We start from the raw sequence: 23945 nt of genomic DNA, 5'->3' as shown, positions 1-23945 counted from the left end.
CCATTACCCATTACACATTAGCAATTAGCCATTAGCAATTAGCCATTACCAATTACCTTTTTTGTGTAGTCGGAAGCCAAAATTCTGCTTTAGGAATTTGAGCATCTGACTTGACCAAAACTCCAATTTCTCGTTGGATGGGGACTGTATCTACAATATCGAGTTGAGAGCAATATTTCAAATCTTCGTAGACTCCAAGACCAAGAAGTCGTTTGCCATGACTAGCGTGATTCATCAATTCGTAAAGTTGATCTTTCCACTGCAAATAAAGCGCGATCGCGGCATATACTTCATCATTACCAACAAATTCCTCTGGCGGAGTACCGCTTTCTGCAAGTAGCATTTCTGCGATCGCACCTGCACAGACAGTATCTTCCAGGGAAAAACTGCCTTCCCAACCAGAACCGAGTATCCAAATAGTGTTTGGTCGTTTGACTAGGAGATACTGGACTACGGCGCGGCGGTTGATTAATGCTGCTGCTAAAACTGTTTTAGCGGCTTGCACTCGCTGAAGGGCGCGAGTACCATTGGTGGTACTAATAAATAGTCGCTTACCTTGAACGCGATCGGGCGTACAGTCAAGAGGTGAGTTACCCATGTCACAGCCTTCAACTTTTGCACCACCACGCTCGCCGGCACGGATGCGCTTCGGTGCAGGCCATTTTTCGCTCTCCTGCATCAGTTTGTCAATGTCGCTGAAGACTTGGACTGCTTCGGCTCTATTGTTAAGAGCGGTTGCCATTGTTGTAGTGGCGCGGAGTACATCAACTGCGATCGCGCAGTCGGGTACTTTGTCCGTTGGGGTGAGTTCGGGGGTGTGGTAAATATAAAGCTGCACTGGTGGGGATGCCTGTTATTGATACTTCTGAAAACTATTTTATAGGGTGGTGCGACCTTAAGTAGAAGGGAGAGGGGAAGATGGGAGGATTTTCCCCAATTAGCAAAAGATTTACGCAAAGAAACCGGGTTTCTTAGAAAAATTGAAGACTCCCAACTAGATATCTAAGAAGAAACCCGGTTTCTGTTTCTGACCTCAAGGTGCGTAAGTCCTGTAGGAATTAGCAATTAGGAATTAGCCATTACCAATTATCAATTAACTAAATTCAAGAGATAGCACAAGCTAGAAGTCTGGAGCTAAAAAACGACAGATTTTCAGCCGCCATCCCTTTACCCATACCGTAACAGGCACGTTTACGCCACGCGATCGCGGGTAGGTGTCCCTGGGGAGCATTCAAATTGAATCTGAGTTCATCGTAATAGACCCAGCTATCTTTTAACCGCCATCCCACGCGATCGCAAAATTCTGTATAATTTCCGCTCTCACTCTCCCAAATTTCCTGTTGTACTCTCAACCCAAATAACCCGCTACTATAATATTCCCAAAGTTGGTCAATAGTGCGAAGGTCTGTACAGGGGAATTTCTCAATATCTGCCGCACTCAGCCAACCTTCTTCTTCTCGAAAAGCTACTTGAAGTATAATTTCCCAAGTATGTTCGTCCGCTTTACGCCATTTCCCCGCCGCTAAAAGCTGTATTAATTGCCTATAATCCATCCCAACTTCCGACATCGGCGGCGTTTGTTCGGGGATCGCACTAATTTTCTCTTCTAACCGCGATAGGGAATCAGCAATTAAATCTGGATTCATCTGTTCGAGGCGATACAAAACCCATTCTAATTGAGACTGAAGGCTGGCTCTTTCAACTGCGGCTGATTGTAGTTGGATTTGCAACTGATTTAACTGAGTTTCCCATCCCTGAACTTGCGAATTTGCCCACATTCGCCTTGCCCAATCTACTCTAAGTTTTTCCTTTTTCAAATAAGCTTTGGACTGTTTGCGACCCAGGGGAAAAGGTGTCAAATCCCAGCCACAGAGCGAGCAGAAATCAGCTTTTCCTTCTAAATATTCACGAGCGCAAATAGGACACTTAGCCATATAGAATATTATAAATTGTTGTGCCGTTATTGGGACGGTTACGGTGTAAATTCCGTGAGCAATTGAACAGAACGCAATATCTCTGGCGAATCAGGTTGGCTGCTGAATAACTGTTTCCATTCTGAATTTTGGTTCTCGAATGTAGTGCGTGCGCCGTAAGCTGCCATATCTGCATATTCAATCACGAGAATTAGAGAATCCGTATCGGGGCCGGGAACGGTATTACGGAAAAGACGCACTGACTGAGGCATAATTTCGCTATTGAACTTGGGGCTGGCTGCTTCGCCAAGTTTAGCCATAAAGTCATTCAATCTGCCTGGTTTTACTTCGTAAGTGAAGATCGCAAAAACTGCCATTGAAGATTTCCTCCTTTATATCAAATCTGGTTGCCTCGCAATTATATATCATGCGTGCGATCCATTTCATCGACATTATATTTACGTTCCGTAGGATAGAGATGTCTTAAAATTTTATTGGACAGTCAGGAATCAAAGTTCATAGGGACGGGGCGCGAAATTCCGTAACCCTGAGCATAATCCACTCCAATCTCCCGCAATTTTTCTAAGATAGCTTCGTCTTCGACAAACTCAGCGACAGTTTCAATATTCATCGCATGGGCAATGCGATTAAAGCCTTCCACGATCGCTTGAGAAATCAAATTATGAGTAATATTCTTAACAAAGACACCATCAATTTTTAGATAGTCAACAGGTAAATTCATCAGATAAGCAAAGGAACTCAAGCCACTGCCAAAATCATCTAAAGCAAAGCGACAACCAAGTTTTTTTATTTCGTTAATAAAAATTCTAGCTTGGTCAAAGTTAGCGATCGCTGCGGTTTCAGTAATCTCAAAACAAATGGTTTGCGGTAGAATTTGGTAGCGAGGAAATTGTTCGATTAAAAACCTCATAAACTGATTGTTACAAATACTAGCCCCAGAAAGATTAATCGTATATAAGCCGTTAGCAAGAAGTGCTGGTCTAGATAACTTTTGATGATTCGAGAAAAAAGTTTCAATTACCCAGTAATCGATATCGGCGATCAAGCCATAACGCTCGGCGGCTGGAATAAACGCATTTGGAGATACTAATTCTCCATTTTCATCCAACATTCTGATCAAAATCTCATAATGCTCTACTAATGGTTTAGAGGTAATAGAGATAATCTTTTGGGAGTAGAGACAAAAACGATTGGTTTCTAGCGCTTGGCTGATTTGAGCAATTAACTGTCTCTCCCCACGTTGTCTAATTAGCTCGCTATCATCTAGACGATAAACATGAACGCAGTTGCGCCCTTTAGCTTTAGCAGCATAACAAGCTGCATCAGCCGCTCCCAGAATTTCTATCAAATTTTGGTTGTTTTGGTCAATAGCAACAACCCCAATACTGACCCCAATGATAAAGGTTTTGTTATCCCAAATAAACCGAAACTGATGCACTAAGTCTTTGAGGTTTTCAGCAATCTGAGTTGCTTGAGAAAGGGGACAGTGACTGAGTAAAAGACCAAATTCATCACCTCCTAAGCGAGCCAATATATCATTAGCGCGAATTCCCTGTTGTAAAAGTGTAGTGATTTGGCGCAGTAGCTCATCGCCAGCAATATGACCGACAGTATCGTTAACAACTTTGAACTGATCTAAATCTAAATAACAGAGAACGTGATGCTGATTGCTATCTTGAATAGAAGCAATTGCATCAACTAGGTAATGCTCAAATCCTCGACGATTGGTTAAACCGGTCAGAGCATCGTGACTGGCTTCCCAAGAGAGTTGACGGGTAAGATAGCGCGATTCGGTAACATCATGAAAGACTATAATTGCCCCAATAATTTGACCTTGGCGGTCTCGAATCGGTGCTGCTGAGTCCTCAATGGCATATTCCTTCCCATCGCGGGCAATAAGAATAGTATGATTGGCTAAACCCACAATTTCCCCCTCTAAAAGAGCTTTGTGGATCGGATTATCTGCGGGCTTTCTCGTTACTTCATTAATAATTAGGAAAACTTCAGATAGAGGCAGTCCTTCAGTTTCCTCTGCTTTCCAGCCTGTTAGTTTCTCAGCAACGGGATTAAAATATCTAATATTACCTTGCTCATCGGTAGTAATAACGGCATCACCAATTGATTGTAATGTCACCTGAGCTAATTCTTTTTCAGCAAAGTAGATATCTTTGAGGCGTTGATTTTCTTCTATCTCTTCGATCAGGCGTAAATTCTGTTCTTGAAGACTTTTTTGTAATCGTTGGATAGTTAGATGAATTTCGACACGGGCCAATACCTCTTCGACTTGAAACGGCTTAGAAATATAATCTACTCCGCCCGCTGTTAGCCCTTGAACTTTATTTGAATTTTCATTGAGCGCACTCAAAAAGATTACTGGAATGTTTGCGGTGCGATCGTCAGATTTTAATTGTCTGCAAACTTCATAGCCATCGAGATCGGGCAATTTAATGTCTAGTAAAATTAACTCCGTCGATGGAGATTGGGCGGCTCTGAGCGCCATTGCCCCTGTGGTGGCACTGCGAACCTTATAACCTTCTTCGCTCAATGTATCCCTAAGTAAACGCAGGTTGTCGGGTAAATCGTCAACTATTAAGATATTACCTCGATAGCTGGTGACTGGATTGCTGGTCATAATGATTATTAAGCTACCTAATACATGAGGGGTCTAAGTGAATCAATACAGCAGTTTCTGCTGTAATATAGTTAAATCATATACTTTAAACTCTTTGAATATCCGAAAAATCCTTTTAATCTTAACCAAAATAACAATTCTCAGACCCAACCAAGCGATTGATGAACATTTATGAACAAGCATATTTCTCAAATCAGTGCGTTGCTCGTCATCTCAATCGCGATAAGCGTACTGATCGGCTGGCAATTTGACCTATCCCTACTCAAAAGTGGATTTATCGGTATATCCGCAACCATGAAAGCAAATACAGCGATTTGCTTTTTATGCGCTGGAGTATCTTTGATTTTGTTGCAGCGTCAACGACCAACCCGACTCCAATATCAAGTTTCTCAAGGGTTAGCGGGGGCGATCGCTGTTATCGGTCTGCTGACACTGAGTGAGTATTTATTTGGTTGGGATCTGAAGATAGATCGGTGGCTTTTTCGAGATGTTGTCTCTACCACAACTCCTTACGCAGGACGCATGGGATTAAATACCGCCTTAAATTTTGTGCTGATGGGAGTAGCACTGTTACTGCTAGGGCGAAATTGCCAACGCAATACTTGGTGGGCGCATATTTGCAGTAGTGTTGCAGCTTTAATTTCTCTATTAGCTTTATTCGGACACATATTCAATGTCGATGTTTTTGCACGATTGTTTATACCTACCACAACTCAAGCACTAAACACAATCCCAACCTTTTTCATTCTCTATATAGGAATTTTGTGGCTCCGACCTAATCAAGGGTTAATGCAAGTATTAACCAGTCCATTAGTTGGCGGAGTAATGGTTCGGTGGTTGCTACCTTGGGCGATTGTCTTTCCAGTAGCATTAGAATGGTTTACTTTTCAGGGGCGAAAATTAGGCTGGTATAACTCTGAATTGGGCTATACATTTCGGTTAACCTTGATAGTTTTCACGTTCTCAATTCTCATCTGGGGAACGGCTCGATTTCTGAATCAGATAGATAGCAAGCGCCAACAAGCAGAAGCAGAACTTAAAAAACTTAATGAAACCTTAGAAATTCTTGTGGCTGAACGGACAAAAGCTTTACGAGCTAGTGAAGAGCAGTTTCGTCATTCGTTTGAAGATGCCTCGATCGGGATGGCAATTGTCTCTCTGGATGGGCATTGGATTAATGTCAATTCTGCATTATGTCAGATTATTGGCTACTCCCCAGAAGAGTTGTTAGCATTAACTTTTCAAGATATTACCTATCCTGACGATTTAGAGGTAGATCTCAGTTATGCCCAGCAGCTATTAGCAGGAACGATTTCAACTTACCAACTGGAGAAACGATATTTCCATAAGCAAGGACATATTGTGTGGATTCTGTTAAATGGATCGCTAGTACAAGATGAGCAAGGAAATCCACTGCATTTTATTGCTCAAATTCAAGACATTACAGCTCGAAAAGCAGCTCAAAAGACGTTGGAACTTCAAAGTATTATCATGAATAACATGGCAGGTGGCGTATGTTTAGTCAAAGCCGCAGATCTGACCATCGTCTATACTAATCCTAAATATGATGCGATGTTTGGCTACCTAGAGGGCGAACTTGCAGGTCAACCCGTTGGTATCTTGAATTATGTCGATACACAGGTTACACCAGATGTAAGCGTTCTAGATATCGCCACTCAACTCGATAGAGATGGGGAAGCAAAATACGAAGTCCATAATAGAAAAAAAGATGGTACACTCTTTTGGTGCAGAGTTCATACTTCTAGGTTTGACCATCCTGAATACGGAACTGTATATGTTGCCGTTCAGCAGGATGTAACAGAGTTACAACTGGCTGAAAGAGCCTTGCAAGCTACTACAAATCGCCTCAATTTTCTCCTGAACTACAGCCCAGTTGTTATTTTTAGCTGTAAACCTGATGGAGACTATGGTGCAACCTTCATCAGCGAAAATATTAAAGATGTATTGGGCTACGAAACTAGCGAGTTTTTAGAAGATTCTAAATTTTGGATGAATCATTTGCATCCAGATGATGTAGAGCGAGTATTTTATGGTTTAGCAAATTTATTTGTTAATAATTATTATTTCCATGAATACCGTCTTCGTCGCTCCGATGGGGTTTATCGCTGGATATTGGGTCAACTCAGATTAATTCGAGAGCGTGCAGGTAAACCAGTGGAAATAGTGGGATATTTAATTGATATTAGCGATCGCAAACAAGCTGAGTTGGAACTGCGGCAGGCGAAGGAAGCAGCAGAAGCAGCCAACCAAGCCAAGAGTGTCTTTCTCGCTAATATGAGCCACGAACTCCGCACCCCCCTCAACTCGATTTTAGGATTCACGCAATTAATGAGCTATGAAAGTGCTTTAACCCCTTCTTTCCAAGAGCGCTTACAAATTGTTAATCGTAGTGGTAGACATTTGTTGGACTTAATTAACGATATTTTAGATTTATCCAAAATTGAGAGCGGACGGATGACGCTCAATCCTTCTGATTTTGACTTGATCAATTTACTAACTTCCATTGAAGAAATGTTGCAAGTTAAAGTCCAATCTAAATCATTGCAGCTAATTTTCGAGCGAGAATCAGATCTTCCCAACTTTGTGCATACCGATGAGAAAAAACTATATCAAGTCTTAGTCAATCTACTCGGTAATGCGATTAAGTTTACCCAGCAAGGAAGCATTACTTTACGGGTAAGAGCAGAACAAAGAGAAAAAACCTCTTGTCGCTTATGTTTTGAGGTCGAAGATACAGGCGTGGGAATTGCGCCCACAGAAGTTGATAAATTATTTAAGGTTTTCGTACAAGCCCAAGCGGGGAATAATTTGAATCAAGGCACTGGCCTTGGTTTAGCAATCAGTCAAAAACTCGTCCAACTCATGGGCGGCCAGATTCAGGTTCAAAGCACTTTGAACCGAGGCAGCACTTTTTCCTTTGAGATTAAAGTGCAGTTACCTCAAATAGATTCTCTTCCCTCAGAACAGATTAATCAAAGAGTAATTAGTTTAGCTCCTGAACAACCGAATTATCGCCTGCTTGTCGTTGAAGATATAGAAGAAAATCGCCGTTTGTTAGTCGAAATTCTTACCTCGATTGGCTTTGATGTGAGAGAAGCCAAACAGGGAATTGAGGCACTCTCATTGTGGGAGAGTTGGTTGCCACATTTGATTTTTATGGATCTGCGAATGCCGATCTTAGATGGATATACTGCTACAAAACGCATTAGAGAAAACCCTAAGAGCCGAGAAACTATCATTATTGCTTTAACTGCCAGTGTTTTTGAAGAAGATAGAGAGAATGTCCTGACGAATGGGTTTAATGATTTTATCAGCAAACCATTTCAGCAGAGAGAGATCTTTGATAAGATCGCTCAATATTTGGGAGTGCAGTATATTTACGAAACCGTAGGACAAGCCCCCCAAGAATTATTGGTGGAAACGTTTTCTGTAGAAGATCTATCCGTGATGTCTCCTCAGTGGTTAGAACAAATGTATCAAGCTGCTTACTATCTTGATAGCGAAGCTATGAACGAATTAGTCGCCCAAATCCCTGAATCTAAAGCAAGTTTGTCTAAAGCCCTAACTGATTTTATTGATAACTTTAATTCAGACCGAATTATGGAGTTAATTCGACCTCTGTTACCGAATACACTATTGTAGATATTGTAAGTTCAGTAACCCTTCATGGAATTAAGCCGGGGCGGGTTTATAAGATTTGCCGATACTTATCAAATATCTCGGCGAACCCGCCCCTACGGAACTTAAGATCGTACAATTCCGAATCAAACGGAAATGATATCGCTTAGCTAAAAAGCACTGTATTTTCCAAAAAAGTACGCTTTTATTCTAGTAAAAAGCGTACTTTCCCTGATTCTAAACAGCTCTTTGAACCTTGCTTAGTCGCCGATTCCGAAGTAATAGCTTGCGAAGCTCTTCTGCACCAATTAAAATGGGCGGACAGGCTAACAAAATCAACCAATGCCAATTGGCTAGTGAAGCCGTTCCAAATACTTGTCTGAAGGGTGGAAAGTCGATGAATGCAAATAGGGCAACACATTCAACACTTATTCCTAACCAGAGCAAACTATTATTTGATAACGACTGACGGAATACCGAACCCCAATCAGAACGACAGGCGAATAAGTTACCTATTTGACAAGCTACGATCGCAGCTAGAGTCATAGTTGTCGCTTGACGATAGATCGCCGTCACTGTAGGATCGGCAGTATGGGAGAGGATTGCAGGGGTGACTTGTTGTAAGTCTGCTAGCGAATAGCCATAGCTCCACCAAACCATCAAAAAGCCCAACATTGAGAGCACTGCTTCGATCGCACCCAGAAACAGATAGGCGCGTAATAGTAAGGGAACATTGAGTAAAAACTCCTCCTTTGGACGGGGTGGACGATCCATAATCCCAGCTTCAGGAATTTCTGCACCCAAAGCTAGGGCCGGAACCATATCCGTGCCTAAATCTACGGCAAGAATCTGCAAAATCGTCAGCGCGGGTGGAATTTTGAAGGCAACCATGCCTAAAAATGGCACGACTTCTGGCACATTCGAGGCGAGGATGTAGGTCATAAACTTGCGGATATTTTGATAAATCGCCCGTCCTTGCTCGATCGCCACTACAATCGTCGCAAAGTTATCATCGGTAAGCACGATATCTGCCGCTTCTCGCGCCACATCCGTACCGTTTTGGCCCATCGCAATGCCGATATTGGCGGCGCGTAAGGCGGGGGCATCATTCACCCCATCACCTGTCACAGCCACAATTTCGCCGATATCCTTGTAAGCTTGCACTAATCGCAATTTGTGTTCGGGTGACATCCGGGCAAACACTAAACCAAAGCGATATTTCACCACTTGCCTTAGTTGCGCGTCAGAGAGATGTCCCATGCCTTCACCCGTGACTACACGCACTTTGTCGCTAACTAAACCAATTTGACGCGCGATCGCTTCCGCCGTCAATCCATAATCACCCGTCACCATCGTTACTTTGATTCCCGCTTGATGACATTGGGCGATCGCTTTTGGTACTTCCTCACGGGGCGGATCGAACATCGCAACTAGCCCGATAAAAATCAAATCTTGCTCTAAATCTTGAGCCTTGAGATCGAGCAATTCCTGCCCACCTTGACGCGCCGCCAACCCTAACACCCGAAAACCTTGTCTGGCTAAATCGTCATTAGCTTTGACAACTTCATCCCAATAATCGTGGGTTAATTCCTGCGATTTACCATCGCGCAAAATCCAATGGCAATGTTTCAGAACTTCCAATGGTGCGCCTTTGGTAAAGGCAAGATGGGGAAATTCACTTGACCATAACTCTGAAGATTGCCAATTCAAAACCACTGTCATCATCAAGCGACGGGAATCAAAAGGAATTTCTCTTAAGCGTGGGAATTGCTTCTGAAGATTTTCTAAATTTAATTCTGCTTTTGCCGCCGCTACTAACAACGCCGCCTCAGTCGGATCGCCAATTTCTTGCCAACGACTAGGCGCATTGAGATGTACCAATCGAGCATTAGAACAAAGTGCCGAACCAATCAGCAAAACCTGCGATTTCCACGCAATTTCGGAATCAGAGGGAATATTAACTTTGCCATTAGTGGGATCGTAACCAGCACCAGTAATTTCAATTAACCTGTTAGCTAAGACATCATTACGAGGAGCGCGATTGGGTTCAGATTGCTCTGGTTCTGTGGGTAGCCAGAGATAGCGCACCGTCATTTCATTTTTGGTCAACGTGCCAGTTTTGTCTGTACAAATTACCGTAGTAGCGCTTAGAGTTTCCACTGCTGAAAGCCGCCTGACAAGGGCATTGCGCCGCGCCATTCGTTTTACACCAAGGGCAAGAGCTAATGTTACTGTTGGCAATAAACCTTCAGGGACATTCGCTACAATAATCCCGATCGCAAAGATAAAGCTCTCAGTAATATCCATGCCAATCAACAAGTAGCTAAGCGCGAATACAGTCACGCCCATACCCAGCGCGATCGCTGTAATAATCCGTACAATCCGAGCAACTTGGATTTCTAAGGTACTGGGTTCGCGCTTTACTACTGTAGTTAAATGCGCCACCTGTCCAAATTCAGTCTGTGCGCCCGTCGCATAAACCACCGCCACTGCTCGACCTGCTGCTACCGTCGAACCTGCTAATACAAGGTTAGCAATTTCCGAGGGATTTACCTTTTCTTGTATAGGTTGTTCCCCTTGACGCAGCATGGTTTTGCCAGCACGCACCGAAACGGCCTCCCGCAGACGTACAGGGTAAGGACTTCGCGCCACAGGCAAAGATTCCCCTGTCATTACTGATACATCGAGATATAAACTTTCGGCTGAAATTAATCTGGCATCTGCGGAAATGCGATCGCCTTCTTCCAATTGCATCACATCGCCGCGCACCAATTCTCTAGCGGGAATTTGCTTTAATTCTCCATCTCGATACACTTTCACCTGCATCGGTAAGACTTTTTTTAAAGCAGATAAAGCTTTCTCAGCTTGAAACTCTTGCCAAAAGCTAAAAATAGCATTAATCCAGATTACCGCCCAAACTGCCCAGCCTAGTTCCGGTGTACGCGAAACAAAGGCCAAAATCCCTGCCACCCACAACAACAAAGCCATAAAGTGGGTCAATTGATCGGCAAATCTGAGCCACAATGGACGATGGGCAGGTTCGGGCAATTCATTTGCGCCAAATTTCTCTAATCGCTCTTGTGCTTCATTCTGCGATAATCCATTGCCAGCAGTGCCTAGAGATTCATAGACTTCTTCAAACGATAATGCCCATAATGGTTGGTGTAATGATGCCATGCTTAATTTACTCCTGTTTTATAGCAACCGCCAGGGCGGTTAGGGGCTAGGGGCTACGATGCTCAGGGCTAGGGAAAGAAAGGGAAGAAGAGAAGAGAGGAAGAGTTAATGGTTTGGGCCATAAACGAGTGTCTTAACTGACGAAAGCGGTTGCTATATAACTGAAGCTGGTTAGCTTTTCGGTACGCAAAGTGCGTTTATTAAACTCAGAACTTATTATGGGTCTAGAAACCGTTTTTTTGCGAAAATACTTCGTTATAGCAGCAGAGATTTGGTAAAACCCGATTTTTTGAGTCTGAGTCTGTAAGTCCTGAAACTCGCATTCATTTACAAAAGCAGAGCATTGAATATATAGCCAATGCTGATAATCCCAACGGTCATTAGCCCAACAAATACGGCTAAGAGTTGAGGTTTCAAAACTTTTTTGAGAATCACAATTTCAGGAAGCGATAATGCTGTCACAGCCATTGTGAAGGCTAAAACTGTACCCATTGCCATTCCTTTATTGACTAAAGCTTCGGTAATCGGCATGACCCCCGCAATGTTTGCATAGAGTGGCACGCCCAACATGACTGCGATCGGCACTGCTAAAGGATTATTTGCCCCTGCATATTGCGCGATCGAATCAGTCGGTACATAACCATGAATCCCTGCCCCGATCGCAATACCGCCCACGACATAGAGCCACACCGATCGCACAATTTCGCTCGATTGGAACCATCCTTGCTCAAATCTTTGCCCCCAAGTCAGTGCCACTTCTAGATTGTCTTCATCCTCTAGAGGCCTTGCTTGACGAGATTTTTGGAGTTCCCAAACAAAGAGTTCTACCCATTTTTCTAATTTTAGGAGTCCGATGATGTAGCCAGATGCGATCGCTAAACCCACGCCAAAGCCGATATAGATCAGCGTCACCTTTAGTCCAAACAATCCCCACAAAAGAATAACAGCAACTTCATTCACCATTGGCGCTGCTATCAGATAGGAAAATGTCACGCCTAGAGGTACACCTGCTTCTAAGAATCCGATGAACAAAGGAACCGCAGAACAAGAACAGAAAGGCGTAACAATGCCTACCATTGCTGCTAAGATATTTCCTGCAAAAGTGCGCTTTCCTTCTAGCAAAGAACGCACGCGCTCTGGTTCTAAAAAGCTTTGAAATGTCCCAACAATAAAGCTAATTACAATTAGTAATGTTAAGACTTTAGGCAGATCGTAAAGAAAGAAGTGCAGACTAGAACCTAAATGCGATGCGATCTGCAAGCCCAAAATTTGGGTGACAATCTGGGTTGCCAACCAATCAAAAGGATAAAACGGATCGAACATAACTTTGCCTCTTTAATGCTGTAATAGGCGCTGAATTTGTTCGGGACTGAGCACTTGACCTTTGCTGACAACTTTGCCATTGATTATCAGGGTGGGAGTTGACATCACACCTCGTTTAGCAATGTCGATGGGGTCAGTAATGTGAATAACTTCAGCAGTTAAATTAAGATTAGTTACAGCTTGTTTGGCATTTGCCTCTAGCTGTTGGCATTTTTTGCAGCCTGAACCCAAAATTTCAATCTCGATCGCATTCATGATCTAACTCCTTTTTCGTGTTCGCTAATTCAGTTCGGCTAATGTCCAGATTCTCTAGACTTTTTTCTTAAAAAGGGATTTTCTAATACCCGACTATACTTAGAGTGTAGATCGATTAGTTGAGGAACTTGTGAGGGAGGCTAAAAATGGCTTTAGTAAGTAATGGGACATAAATATAAATGTAGGGTGGGCGGGAGCCTCAACCATCTATAGCAATCCTAAATGAATCGTAAATTTTTTACCCCACCCCAACCCTCCCCTTGCTAAGGGGAGGGAGTAAGAAATTCACAAATGATTTAGGATTGCTATATCGATAAAAGTAAGAAGCTCACCGATTAATTAAAAGTTAAAAATTAAAAATTAAAAATTTAATTTCACAAGTTTAATTTTGCATTTTTTTTTAATTTTGCATTTTTAATTTTTAATTGATGAAGTGGCAATCGCCCACCTTACAAGCTAACTGTAGTAGATTTTTAGAGAACTGGTATAAATAGGTATTCCCTATGATTATAATCGTTATCTATAGAGTTCTAAGCACTTGCTATAGTTACTCAATTAAACCCGCAATGATATTAATACTCATCGCGACAATTGCGGTATTAAAGAAAAAGGAGAGAATGCTATGAAGTAAAGCTAATCGCCTCAGCGATTGGGAGGTGATTTCTACATCTGAAACTTGACTGGTCATGCCTAGAACAAAAGAGAAATATAAAAAATCCCAGTAGTCTGGCTCAATATCTTCAGGGAAATTTAGTCCTCCAGCTTTAGCATCACCCTGAGTTTTACGATCTTGATAATATTCGTGAGCATAGTGCATTGCAAAAATAGTATGAACGAGTAACCACGAGCCAATAATTGTTATAACTGCCAGAATTACATGGGGAATTACTACGCTGATATCCTTATCTTTTGTTTCTCTTAAGATAAAAGCGATCGCTAATATGCTAGCACAAGCAGCAGCAGTAATTAAGCTCAAAATTACTAAGCGTCCTTCATCTTGACTTTGAGCATTACGGCGCATTGTTTTTGGTATTGCTTGCACCATTAGTACCCAAGTTGAGGCTAAAAAACAGAGCATCCCAGCATCCCAGATACAGAGAATCCGAGTAGATAAACTAAACCAAGATGGAAGCAAAAATGATGATATTAAAGAACAGATAGCAGATAATATCAGGCGAGAGCGGACTCTCCAGCGGTGCGAAAGTTTACCTTTGACTAGGGTTTGCGGAGATTTTTGAGGTAAAGTCATAGTCTATAGGATTTATTGATACTTACCTACTTATTGAAGTTTCGATGCAATCTTGCAGGATTTTAATTATTAACTAAATGGGGTTCTATTGGTGGCTCCAATGGAAATGCTAACCAAAACCAAATGTATACTAACAAAAAAAGTCCAGGTATGACAACTGCTAAAATAACTGTGACAATTCGTACTCCTTGAATTGGCACTTTCCATCGTTGTCCGATCGCTGAGCACACTCCTGCAATTACTTTGTGGCGACGACTGCGGTAAAAAGCAGCACTTGGTATCCCTGAAATATTTACTTTTGTTCGCGATGGATTAACTTTTAGAATTAAAGAAATTACCATTCCTATAGCACCCAAAATTGCCGATGGAATGGTAATTATTGCAAACCAGTGGGCAAAGACCATTCCTGTAATTAGTTCTCCCAGCCAGGAAGGATCGGAACAATGAAAGATGATTATTTCTGACTGACAAGCAAAGCGTTCAGCCAAACCCATTCCTCCCCAAGTTAGTAAGAGTGGAGAAATTCCGTAGAAGACAATTATGCTAAGCAAAAGCAATTGCCAACGTATCGCAAGATTGCGTTTAATTGCAATCGAAGCAAGCGCTGGGCCAACAAACAATAGTGTAAAAATCAAAGGAGGATAAATCATTAACTTACTCCAGTTCGGAATGGCTTTCTCTCTTTGTCGGCGTTTCTACAAGTACAGAGATTGCTAGCAAGCTTAGCCCAATAATCTTAATAAAGGCGTTGACTGCGTGTGTATACTCCCATTGGTCACGATATCGCATCCAATCCACAGGAACGGGATTCGTCAACCATAAGGCAAATAATGTATGAGAAATATCGCAATCTAATGCCAACTTTAAGCATTGATTGAGAGAGTTCATAGCGGGTTCGATGGATGGGACTGATACGCTCTAAGTTGTGCTCGTAATTGGGCAATTTCAGTCGCCATATCTAACACCATTGCAGCTCCGACTAAGTTCAAGCCTAAGTCTTGACGCAAACGCTGAATCTGAGCAATTCGAGCAATCTCGCGGGGATGCAGCAGGTCGCCGATCGGTTCGATTACTCCTAATTCAACATAAAATTTAACTAGGGTAATTGAAGTCTCAGTTACCAATGCAGCATATTCAAAGGTGTAGAGTTGATCGCCTTCGGGTGAAACCACAATTGTTGAAAGACTAAAGCTCATAACTTAATTTCCTCTAACTGGGTACGCGGGTTAAAATTCGTATTTGCCTGGATTTTTTCGTAGCATTCTTGCTCGATCTCATTGAGGTCTTTCGGAGTGACTATCTGAAGTTTGGCTAATAAGTCACCTCGTCCTCCTTTCTGCAATGTCCAGCCTTTGCCACGCAATCTTAAAGATTGCCCCGATCGCACTCCTTTGGGCACTTTCATTGTGACGCTACCATCGGGTGTGGGCACGCTGATTTCTGCCCCTAAAACGGCTTCATCGGGGCGAATTGGAATGTCACAAACGAGGTCATCACCCTCGAATCGAAAGAAGGAATGGGGCAAAACCTCGATCGTCAGATACAAATCGCCGCGCTGTTGAGAGAAGGGACTAGGACGACCTTTACCTTTGATTCGAATGCGACTACCTGGTTTTGCGCCTGCGGGAATGCGGACGTTGATCGTTTCATCGTCGAGTTGTACCCGTTTCTGGACACCATGAAAAGCTTCTGAAAATGTGAGTGCGATCGCAGCTTCGGTATCGGGCGCGGGCGCTTGAGAACGAAATCCGTCCCCAAAATCATTAAAGCCATTGGTTGCAGTTTGATAGGTCTGGGTTCTACGTTTCGATCCGCCTTTCATTCCTCCCAGCAAATCGTTGATAAATGAATCAAAGTCGTCGTAGCGATCGAAGTCTTCCGCCGAAACATTAGTTCCTCTAGGAGTTGGTGCTTCAGTGTATCCCGGCTGATTCCAATGTTGACCAAAGCGATCGTACTTTTGCCGATTATCAGGATCGGAAAGTACCTCATTTGCTTCGTTCAAGTCTTTGAATTTTGCCTCTGCATTTTTATCCCCAGGATTGAGGTCAGGATGGTACTTGCGGGCCAGTTTGCGGTAAGCCCGTTTGATTTCTTCAGGGGTTGCCGTTTTGCTCGTTCCCAGGATGGCATAATAGTCCTTAAAGTTCGTTGCAGTTGGCATCACTGACCTCTTAATTGGGGTTATTTCGCGGTGGGTAGTAAGATCAAATCCGGCAACACTGGAATGAATATATTTTTAATAATGCGATCGCGAACCGTAAAAACTATCGCGATTGGGAATTCGTACTCGTGATTGTGAAAGCGATCTATCAAGGCAAATTCATTAAACAATCGATCGCACCACTCCACCCTCGACTCGCAATGCTGCCCCATTAATTGCAGAGGCTAAAGGACTAGCAACAAATGCAACTAATGCAGCCACTTCCGACGTTGAAGCAAATCGCTGAATCAGGGAAGATGGACGAGTCTTAGTAAAAAATTCTTTCTCAACTTGTTCGGCTGAAATATTTTGCTCTTTGGCAAGTCCCTCGATAAAAGTTTCCACTCCTTCGGAACGGGTTGGCCCTGGCAATACGGTATTTACTGTGACTTGACTGCCTGCGGTTGTTTCAGCTAAACCACGAGCCAATGCTATTTGTGCAGTCTTAGTAACGCCATAGTGAATCATTTCAACGGGAATATTCAAGCCAGATTCACTAGAGATGAAAATAATGCGTCCCCAATCTTTTTTGAGCATTAAAGGTAAGTAATGACGCGAGAGCCTGACACCGCTCATCACGTTTACTTCGATAAAGTTTATCCACTCTTCATCGGAGATATCTTCAAATGGTTTAGCGCCATAAATTCCTAAGTTGTTAACCAGAATGTTGACTTCTGGCACTTGTTGAAACAACAATTCAGCTCCCGCTGGCGTTCCCAAATCGGCAGTAATTCCCTGAAGTTTGGCATGGGGGGCGCTTTGCTGAATGCTTTTGATAGCATTGTTTACGCGCTCTTCTGTTCTGCCATTGACAATGACAGTTGCTCCTTCTTGGGCAAGTGTCGTAGCGATCGCTAGTCCAATTCCGGCGGTGGAACCGCTAACCAATGCAATCCGATCTGATAGTTGAAGATCCATACTTTTTTAACTAGGGGCTAGGGGCTAGGGGAAGAAGATAAGAAGGGGAAGAAGGGAAGAAGGGAAGAGAATAAGCGGGTTTCAGTAATTTAGAATGTTTTAACTACCTTGGCGGTTGCTATCTAAGCAATCTAGGGTATCAAATTGCTCAAATAATGAACCAAGTGCCGACTCAATTAGTGGATACCTAATCCAATTTTACCACCATTTTACCCACGTTTTTACCTTCAAAAAGACCGATGAACGCACTCACCGCTCGCTCGATTCCTGCAACCACTGTTTCGTGGTTTTTGAGTTTGCCAGCCTGAAAATAGCCGCCGACTTCCTGTTCAAATTCTCCCTGACGATCCAACCAATCGCTAACAATTAGCCCTTTCATTGTCAACCGCTTGGTAATCATACTAAATAGATTGGAAGGGCCCGGCTGGGGTTTTTCATCGTTATAGCCGGAGATGCTGCCACAAGCGATAATCCGACCGTGTACGCGCAATGCTGAAAGCGCCGCTTCCAGGGTTTCGCCTCCTACGTTATCGAAATAGACATCAATTCCGTCCGGTGCTGCTTGCTTTAGTTGTTCGAGAACAGGGCCGGCTTTGTAATCGAAGGCGCTATCAAATCCGCATTCTTCCCGCAGAAACTTGATTTTTTCCATTGACCCAGCAGACCCGATGACATGGCATCCGCGCAATTTTGCCAGTTGTCCCGCGACATTTCCCACCGCACCTGCGGCTCCCGAAACAAAAATAACATCGCCGGCTTTGACTTCTACCAAATTCAATCCCACCCAAGCAGTCATACCCGTCATGCCGAGAGCACCAAGGTAAACCGATAAGGGTTGAATGTCGCCGTTGACCTGATGTAAATCTTTTGGTGTAGCTATGAAGTATTCTCGCCAGCCATAGTTGGAAGTGACAATATCGCCTGGCTTGAATTCTTGGGAACGCGACTCGATGACCTCGCCGACTGCGCCGCCTTCGAGTGCTTTTCCTAACTCGAAGGATGGAACATAGGATTTCCCCTCGTTCATGCGACCGCGCATATATGGATCGACGGACATATAGAGATTGCGAACGAGGATTTGCCTATCTTGAAGCGGTTTTAGTTCTGTTTGCGCGATCGCAAAATTATCTGGGGTGGGAATCCCTTTGGGGCGGGAGACTAGCCGAATCTCGCGGCTCACGATTTCTGTCATAATTTTCTCCTCATTAGTTATTAGCCCAAATTTATTGGTTTACGTCATCAATTGACTGTTTTTTGTTTTGCGATCGCCCCCTTAATCTACAGTTCTTGACGGGTTGGACGGATGATGATTTCATTGACATCAACATCACCGGGCTGTTCAATGGCATAGGCGATCGCGCGGGCAATGGCATCTGCATCAATGGCGATCGCATAAAGAGCCTTCATTTTCGCTGCTGTATCTAGATCGCTAATCGTAGTCGTCAATTCAGTTGCAACGGCTCCTGGTGAGATATTAGTCGAACGGATTTCACCGTTTGACTCTAGCCGCAATCCTTCAGATATCGCTCGTACTGCGTACTTAGTCGCACAGTAAACCGCTGACCCCGAAAACACTTTATGCCCGGCCACAGACGATACGTTAATGATGTGACCAGATTTTTGCTGACGCATAATCGGCAACACGGCAGCAATCCCATAGAGAACGCCCTTGATGTTGACATCGATCGTGCGATCCCATTCTTCAACCTTTACTTGGTCGAGGGGAGAGAGTGGCATCAAGCCAGCATTATTGATTAGCACGTCGATCCGGCCGTAGGTACTCAAAGTTTCCTTCGCTAAGGCTTCCACCTGGGCGCAATCTGTGACATCTGTTACCCGGTAGGTTGCAGTTCCTCCCGATTGGGCGATCGCCTCAACCAATTCTTTGAGCCGATCTTCGCGGCGGGCAGCTAGCATTAGTTTGGCTCCATTAGCACCAAGTCGCTGTGCTGTCGCCTCACCTAATCCACTGCTGGCTCCGGTGATAATTACTACTTTGTTTTGAATTTCAGACATATTGACTGCTGAGGATTATTGATTGTAGGTGATGAAAGATTGGGTGCTTAAATAAGCTGAACCCAGTAAGTTTTTACGCATTTATAGCAACCGCCAAGACGGTGAGGACGCTCTGAATAACTCAAACCCCGATTCTATTCCCCTCTTCCCCTCTTCGCCTAGCAAGAGAGCCCCTACCCCCTTAGTCCCTAGCTATATTATTCAACTAGCTTGTAACTTAATCAATGTTTGTGTCTCAGCAGCGTCACTAATCCGAATAGCTACGATCGCGCCGTTTGAGTCCTGTCCGGTTAAAATTTCAGTTGGTGAATCGATCGTGTGAGCGTAAGTCACCTCATCTTTACCCACTTCAATCACCAAATCATCACCCTTGCCAGGGCGATCGTAAACCATCGCCATCAAAGGTGCATTCTTAATCAATTCTGCATTACCGAGTTCTGAATTGATGACTTCGATGGAAATATGCCGTCCGCGATTACCATCTGAAAACTGATCGAAAAATTCACCCCATCGCTCGCGCGGCACAGATTTGTTGATGTCAATTTTATTTGTCATGACTACTCCTTGTGAAAAAATATTAAAAAGAAAAAGAGCAATAAAATAGTTACTAAGTTTCACTACCCTATTGCTATTAGTTCAAAGCCTTAAACAGCGATCGACATACTAACTTCATGACTGATTCTCTCTAGCATCCGCTTCGCCTGACTGACATCCTCATTGCTGCCTGTCACAAGGATCGTAAACTCCCCGCCTTGGATTTTAGTCTCGTACTTTAGTATCTCGTTCTTCGGGATTCCTAACCCTTCCAAAGCACCCGCTAGTCCTCCTACAACAGCAGCACCAGCGCCACCAACAAGCGTTCCTTCCAACCAACCCGCCAACACTCCAGTAATGGGGCCAGCAATGATGAGCGGAGCCATTCCCGGAATAAATAGCACTCCTGCCCCTGCTAAAATACCGAATAAACCTCCTACGAAGCTACCCCAATAACCACCGCCGACGGCTCCAACTTTGGCTGTATCTTTCCAGGTTAGAAATCCGCGCACGTTTTCAGTGGTTTGGTAGTCTTTGCCAATGATTGAGAGCTTTTCCATATCGAAGCCTTCTTTTTGCAGCTCCAATACCACCCTTTCTGCTTCTGCATGGGAGGGGAAAGAACCAACAATCGTGTGTGTATATTCCATGAGTTTTTTTCCTTAATTGCTTGCGGCAATTATGTTGCGTTTTTGAAATTTGTTAATTAAGATTTGTCAATAGTGTTATTAAGTTGCCAGCAAGGTATAAAAGTCGTTATTGTTAATAACTTAATTTACTCTTCTGACAAAAAAATTAAATAACTCTTTGATAACTTGATGATTTCATGATGGGGAGTTACGGTCATCAATCTTAGGTTTAATATGTGAATATCTTGAGAGGTAGATCTATCCCGATCGATCAATTGCTCAGGCTTTTTTTGGCATCTTGAGGACTTAACCCAGCGGTTAGAGATTTAAGCAGCAAAGGTTAATGATTCGGATTGGCAGCCTCTTCAGAGAGCGTTAATAAAAACGCGAGGTTTGTCACTGCTTTAATAGCATGACGTGCGTTAGCAGGCATAAAAATAAAGAGTCCCGATTCTAGGAAAAGCTCTTTACCTTCCAGTGTCAAGACTCCTTCTCCTATTTATTAAAAAGAAATCCGATCGCCTTAACCTAAAATTGAGAAGGCAAGCGGACAGTAAATAAACTTCCCTTTCCCAATTCAGACTTAACCTCGATCGCGCCGTGATGAGCTTCGGCAATTTGCCGGCACAGGTGTAAACCTAAGCCAGTACCAGAACGTTTATGAGTTCCGGGCCCGAACCTTTCAAATAACTTTGCTTTTTCCTCTGGAGAGATACCGGGCCCGGTATCTTGGATCTCGACCGCTAATGATGAAACGGCTTTGTTCCAGCTATTAGTAAAAATCTGGTTTTTTATTACCCGCACGCAGATGTCAATATTACCAGCATCGGTGAATTTGATCGCATTACCGATTAAGTTAGTAAACAGGCGGTACAATTCGAGGCGATCGCCTCGGAATTTACTAATTTCAGAGCTATCGGCATCGAGGACTGATTCTAATTTCAGAGCCAGATTTTTAGCATCTGCTAGGGGAGCTAATTCTTCTGTCACCTCAGAAAGTAATTGTTGCAAGTCAACGCTGCTGAAGCTCAAAGTTTTACGACCCGCTTCGTAGCGATAAACTTCCAGCAGCATATTCACCATTTTAAGTAAGTTTTGGTTGCTGCGAACCATCGTCCCCAAAGCCTCTTGCATGGGAGCCGATATTTGCCCCAAAGCACCCTGCTGCATTAAACTTAGCATCCGATCTGCTGCTACCAGAGGTGTTCGTAAGTCGTGGGCGAGTCGGGAGACAAAATCTTCTCGTTGAAGGGCGATTAAGTCCCGTTCGTCAACGCTGTGCTTAAGCCGCAACAGCGATCGCACTCTCGCCAGTAGTTCGTCCATCTCAACAGGTTTGCGGATGAAATCATCTGCTCCCGTATCTAAACCCTGCACTACGCTGGGCTGATCGTGAGCGGTAATCAACAAGATGGGAATAAAAGGTAGCTTTTCATTTTGACGGATGCGCTGAGTCACCTCATAACCGTCCATTCCGGGCATCATCACGTCCAGCAGCACGAGATCGGGAGGAGACTGCTCGATCTGAGCTAAGGCCGAAAAGCCATTTTCCGCGCTGCTAATTTCATATCCCTCATCTTCAAGTATGGTTTGTACCAATAACACATTATCTGGAGCATCATCAACTACAAGGATGCGATCGGCTTTAGCAGAGTTTGGAATCGGCAAAGATTTCATTGAATCGCTTGGCTGGCAAGATATACGAAGCATAATACTGTTTTCGGTTTAGTTTTATCATATTTCTCTTGTTACTGCCTCTTTCGTGAGGAAGATATAGTTGCACCATTAGACATAAAAGCCGCGTCAAGTAACGCGACTTAATTCAAGTTGCTATCTGCTAGCCCTATTTTTTGACATCGGGTTACTATCCTGGTGTGCCTTTGTCAAGAGCTTTTTGCAATAGTTCGTCGCTGACTACTCCTGCTTCTCCCGATTCCGGGTTCATTTCTTTAGCCATTGAGAGAAATTCGTCGCGGTTGCCGCTCCCTTGGGTTTTCACTTGTGAATTTATAGGGGCAGAAACGTTAAATTTAGGAGCCGTAGCAGTTTCTGCTGCTCGAGCGCCAGCACCCGTGCGGTCAACTTCGCTGACACTGAATTCTTTGGAAGCTTCGTAGTCTGCTGATACGTCAACCTGCGGTACTTTCTTTTCCCCTGATTCCACATCCTCAGCTATCTGCTGAGCGTCAAAACTTTGAGAATTTGTTAATTCAGTGGTCGCCTCAGACATTGGGCACTCCTTACTTTTAGTTAAGATTTTTGTATTCAATGTATCGAGTATGACTGAAATAAATATAAATTTAACTCTGCCTGTGGATGTATTATTTTCTTCTATCTAAAGGTCGATTTAATTTGGGAATTAATGCTGAGCAGCTCCGCCTAAATTAGTCAGAATGCTTAACATATAAGCCTTAATTTTTTAGTTTAATGTTTTAATTTTTAATTACTTATTACCTCTGGAGGCAGGTGACTCTAGCTCTCGAATCTTGATATTAATAAGCTGGAAGAATTTACCAAGGAAAAAAACATGAAATCAACAACCAACGTTGACAGCACTCATACTCTCTCAGGAAACACTCAAGAAGTTATTGAGGCAATTAACACTTTGAGTACAGATGATAAACTGGCACTGCTTTACTTTATTTATGAAAAGATGGGCGGTTCAATTACACCAGCAGCTCCAGCAGCAGCAGAACCAGAACTAGCACCACTGCTGCTAGATAACTTCTATGGGCTATCGCAGGAACACCAGTTAAATGTGATGCGGGCTATTGCCAACGGCGAGGATACAGAATATTCTCGCGCTTACGGTGCTCTTACTGCTAATAATAAGTTGTTGGTGTGGTATGCTTGGGCTGTGGGTATGGGCGATAATGTTGTAGATTTGCCGGAGGGTTATGAAGCCACTCAAGTTGTTAATAATGCTTTGAGTAAGGTCGAAGGTCTTGATTTTGAGCAGCAAATTTCTGTGCTGCGGGATGTTGCTGATACTATGGGTTACAGCGATGTTAAACCAATTGCTACTCAGGCTGAAGTTGGAAAAACTGCAAGTCTCTAGTATTGTTAACTGTTAACTGTTAACTGTTAATTGTTAACTGTTAACTGAGGGGAGTAAGAAACCGGGTTTTTTAGGAAAGTACTTCGTTACCGTTCAGAAATTTGGTAAAAAACCCGGTTTCTTGGATCAGTTCGTAAGTCTCAAAACCAAAGAAATCGTTTTTTTTTACTAAAATACTTCCTTATCGCCCAGAAAGGTAAAAAACCCGGTTTCTGGTGACGACCTGCGTAATGGCTAATGGCTAATGGCTAATGGCTAATTGCTAATTGCTAATTGCTAATTGCCAATTGCCAATTGCTAATCGCTAATTGCTAATCGCTAATTACCCATCCTCCCCATCTCCCCCATCTTCCCCCTCTTCCCCCTCTCTTCCTCTTT

General features: G+C 43.3%; 22 protein-coding genes. 2 read left to right on the top strand and 20 right to left on the bottom strand.

From position 1 onward, the window contains the following. Positions 1-52: 52 nt before the first annotated feature. The 4 genes from PN499_RS09505 to PN499_RS09490 all read right to left on the bottom strand — a co-directional run bounded on the left by PN499_RS09505 (position 53) and on the right by PN499_RS09490 (position 4566). The gene (locus PN499_RS09505; RefSeq protein ID WP_272031585.1) at positions 53-838 is read right to left on the bottom strand and encodes a 2-phosphosulfolactate phosphatase family protein; all 786 of its coding nucleotides are present in this window, start codon (positions 836-838) and stop codon (positions 53-55) included. Between the two features lie 265 nt (positions 839-1103). Then, positions 1104-1934: a GUN4 domain-containing protein gene (locus tag PN499_RS09500; RefSeq protein WP_272031584.1), complete on the bottom strand. Its 831-nt coding sequence runs from the start codon at positions 1932-1934 to the stop codon at positions 1104-1106. A 38-nt stretch (positions 1935-1972) separates the two neighbouring features. Beyond that, on the bottom strand, positions 1973-2290 hold the full coding sequence (locus PN499_RS09495) for an antibiotic biosynthesis monooxygenase family protein (RefSeq protein ID WP_272031582.1): 318 nt from the start codon (positions 2288-2290) through the stop codon (positions 1973-1975). A gap of 125 nt (positions 2291-2415) precedes the next feature. After that, the gene (locus PN499_RS09490) at positions 2416-4566 is read right to left on the bottom strand and encodes an EAL domain-containing protein (protein ID WP_272031580.1); all 2151 of its coding nucleotides are present in this window, start codon (positions 4564-4566) and stop codon (positions 2416-2418) included. Positions 4567-4737: 171 nt separating this feature from the next. Between PN499_RS09490 and PN499_RS09485 the strand changes: the two genes are divergently transcribed. Then, entirely contained in the window at positions 4738-8229 is a 3492-nt protein-coding gene (locus PN499_RS09485) for a PAS domain S-box protein (protein ID WP_272031578.1), read from the top strand. A gap of 213 nt (positions 8230-8442) precedes the next feature. Here the strand turns inward: PN499_RS09485 and PN499_RS09480 are convergent, their stop codons facing one another. The 16 genes from PN499_RS09480 to PN499_RS09405 form a co-directional block, all read right to left on the bottom strand. After that, positions 8443-11382 carry a cation-translocating P-type ATPase gene (locus tag PN499_RS09480; RefSeq protein WP_272031576.1) on the bottom strand — a complete coding sequence of 980 codons (2940 nt, stop codon included), beginning with the start codon at positions 11380-11382 and terminating at the stop codon, positions 8443-8445. Between the two features lie 327 nt (positions 11383-11709). After that, a complete protein-coding gene (locus tag PN499_RS09475; protein ID WP_272031575.1) occupies positions 11710-12705 on the bottom strand; it encodes a permease in 996 nt (331 codons plus the stop codon). A gap of 12 nt (positions 12706-12717) precedes the next feature. Beyond that, positions 12718-12960 (bottom strand): thioredoxin family protein, encoded by a 243-nt coding sequence (locus PN499_RS09470; RefSeq protein WP_272031573.1) that lies wholly within the window; start codon positions 12958-12960, stop codon positions 12718-12720. 547 nt (positions 12961-13507) lie between these two features. Continuing rightward, positions 13508-14209 carry a DUF1345 domain-containing protein gene (locus tag PN499_RS09465; protein ID WP_272031571.1) on the bottom strand — a complete coding sequence of 234 codons (702 nt, stop codon included), beginning with the start codon at positions 14207-14209 and terminating at the stop codon, positions 13508-13510. A gap of 62 nt (positions 14210-14271) precedes the next feature. After that, positions 14272-14859, bottom strand: coding sequence for a PspC domain-containing protein (locus PN499_RS09460; protein ID WP_272031570.1), 588 nt, complete (start codon positions 14857-14859; stop codon positions 14272-14274). A gap of 4 nt (positions 14860-14863) precedes the next feature. Further along, on the bottom strand, positions 14864-15097 hold the full coding sequence (locus tag PN499_RS09455) for a hypothetical protein (protein ID WP_272031569.1): 234 nt from the start codon (positions 15095-15097) through the stop codon (positions 14864-14866). Beyond that, positions 15094-15405 carry a chaperone modulator CbpM gene (locus tag PN499_RS09450; RefSeq protein ID WP_272031567.1) on the bottom strand — a complete coding sequence of 104 codons (312 nt, stop codon included), beginning with the start codon at positions 15403-15405 and terminating at the stop codon, positions 15094-15096. Before PN499_RS09450 ends, PN499_RS09455 begins: the two co-directional genes overlap by 4 nt. Further along, positions 15402-16373, bottom strand: coding sequence for a DnaJ C-terminal domain-containing protein (locus tag PN499_RS09445; protein WP_272031566.1), 972 nt, complete (start codon positions 16371-16373; stop codon positions 15402-15404). Before PN499_RS09445 ends, PN499_RS09450 begins: the two co-directional genes overlap by 4 nt. Before the next feature lie 162 nt (positions 16374-16535). Next, the gene (locus tag PN499_RS09440) at positions 16536-17330 is read right to left on the bottom strand and encodes an SDR family NAD(P)-dependent oxidoreductase (RefSeq protein WP_272031565.1); all 795 of its coding nucleotides are present in this window, start codon (positions 17328-17330) and stop codon (positions 16536-16538) included. A gap of 187 nt (positions 17331-17517) precedes the next feature. Next, positions 17518-18522 (bottom strand): NADP-dependent oxidoreductase, encoded by a 1005-nt coding sequence (locus PN499_RS09435; protein ID WP_272031564.1) that lies wholly within the window; start codon positions 18520-18522, stop codon positions 17518-17520. Positions 18523-18608: 86 nt separating this feature from the next. Beyond that, positions 18609-19346 carry an SDR family oxidoreductase gene (locus PN499_RS09430; RefSeq protein WP_272031562.1) on the bottom strand — a complete coding sequence of 246 codons (738 nt, stop codon included), beginning with the start codon at positions 19344-19346 and terminating at the stop codon, positions 18609-18611. 201 nt (positions 19347-19547) lie between these two features. Further along, on the bottom strand, positions 19548-19901 hold the full coding sequence (locus PN499_RS09425; RefSeq protein ID WP_272031561.1) for a DUF5335 family protein: 354 nt from the start codon (positions 19899-19901) through the stop codon (positions 19548-19550). 89 nt (positions 19902-19990) lie between these two features. Continuing rightward, positions 19991-20530: a general stress protein gene (locus PN499_RS09420; RefSeq protein WP_272031559.1), complete on the bottom strand. Its 540-nt coding sequence runs from the start codon at positions 20528-20530 to the stop codon at positions 19991-19993. Between the two features lie 319 nt (positions 20531-20849). Next, entirely contained in the window at positions 20850-20993 is a 144-nt protein-coding gene (locus PN499_RS09415) for a cupin domain-containing protein (RefSeq protein ID WP_272031558.1), read from the bottom strand. A 44-nt stretch (positions 20994-21037) separates the two neighbouring features. After that, positions 21038-22186 (bottom strand): hybrid sensor histidine kinase/response regulator, encoded by a 1149-nt coding sequence (locus PN499_RS09410; RefSeq protein WP_272031586.1) that lies wholly within the window; start codon positions 22184-22186, stop codon positions 21038-21040. A 187-nt stretch (positions 22187-22373) separates the two neighbouring features. After that, a complete protein-coding gene (locus PN499_RS09405) occupies positions 22374-22739 on the bottom strand; it encodes a hypothetical protein (protein ID WP_272031557.1) in 366 nt (121 codons plus the stop codon). A gap of 297 nt (positions 22740-23036) precedes the next feature. Here PN499_RS09405 and PN499_RS09400 point away from each other — a divergent pair, with 297 nt between their 5' ends. Beyond that, positions 23037-23567: an orange carotenoid protein N-terminal domain-containing protein gene (locus PN499_RS09400; protein WP_272031556.1), complete on the top strand. Its 531-nt coding sequence runs from the start codon at positions 23037-23039 to the stop codon at positions 23565-23567. Positions 23568-23945 lie beyond the last annotated feature (378 nt).

It is taken from the genome of Kamptonema animale CS-326 (assembly GCF_028330895.1).
Taxonomy (GTDB): Bacteria; Cyanobacteriota; Cyanobacteriia; order Cyanobacteriales; family Microcoleaceae; genus Kamptonema; species Kamptonema formosum.
This window is presented reverse-complemented; position numbering and strand designations above follow the sequence as displayed.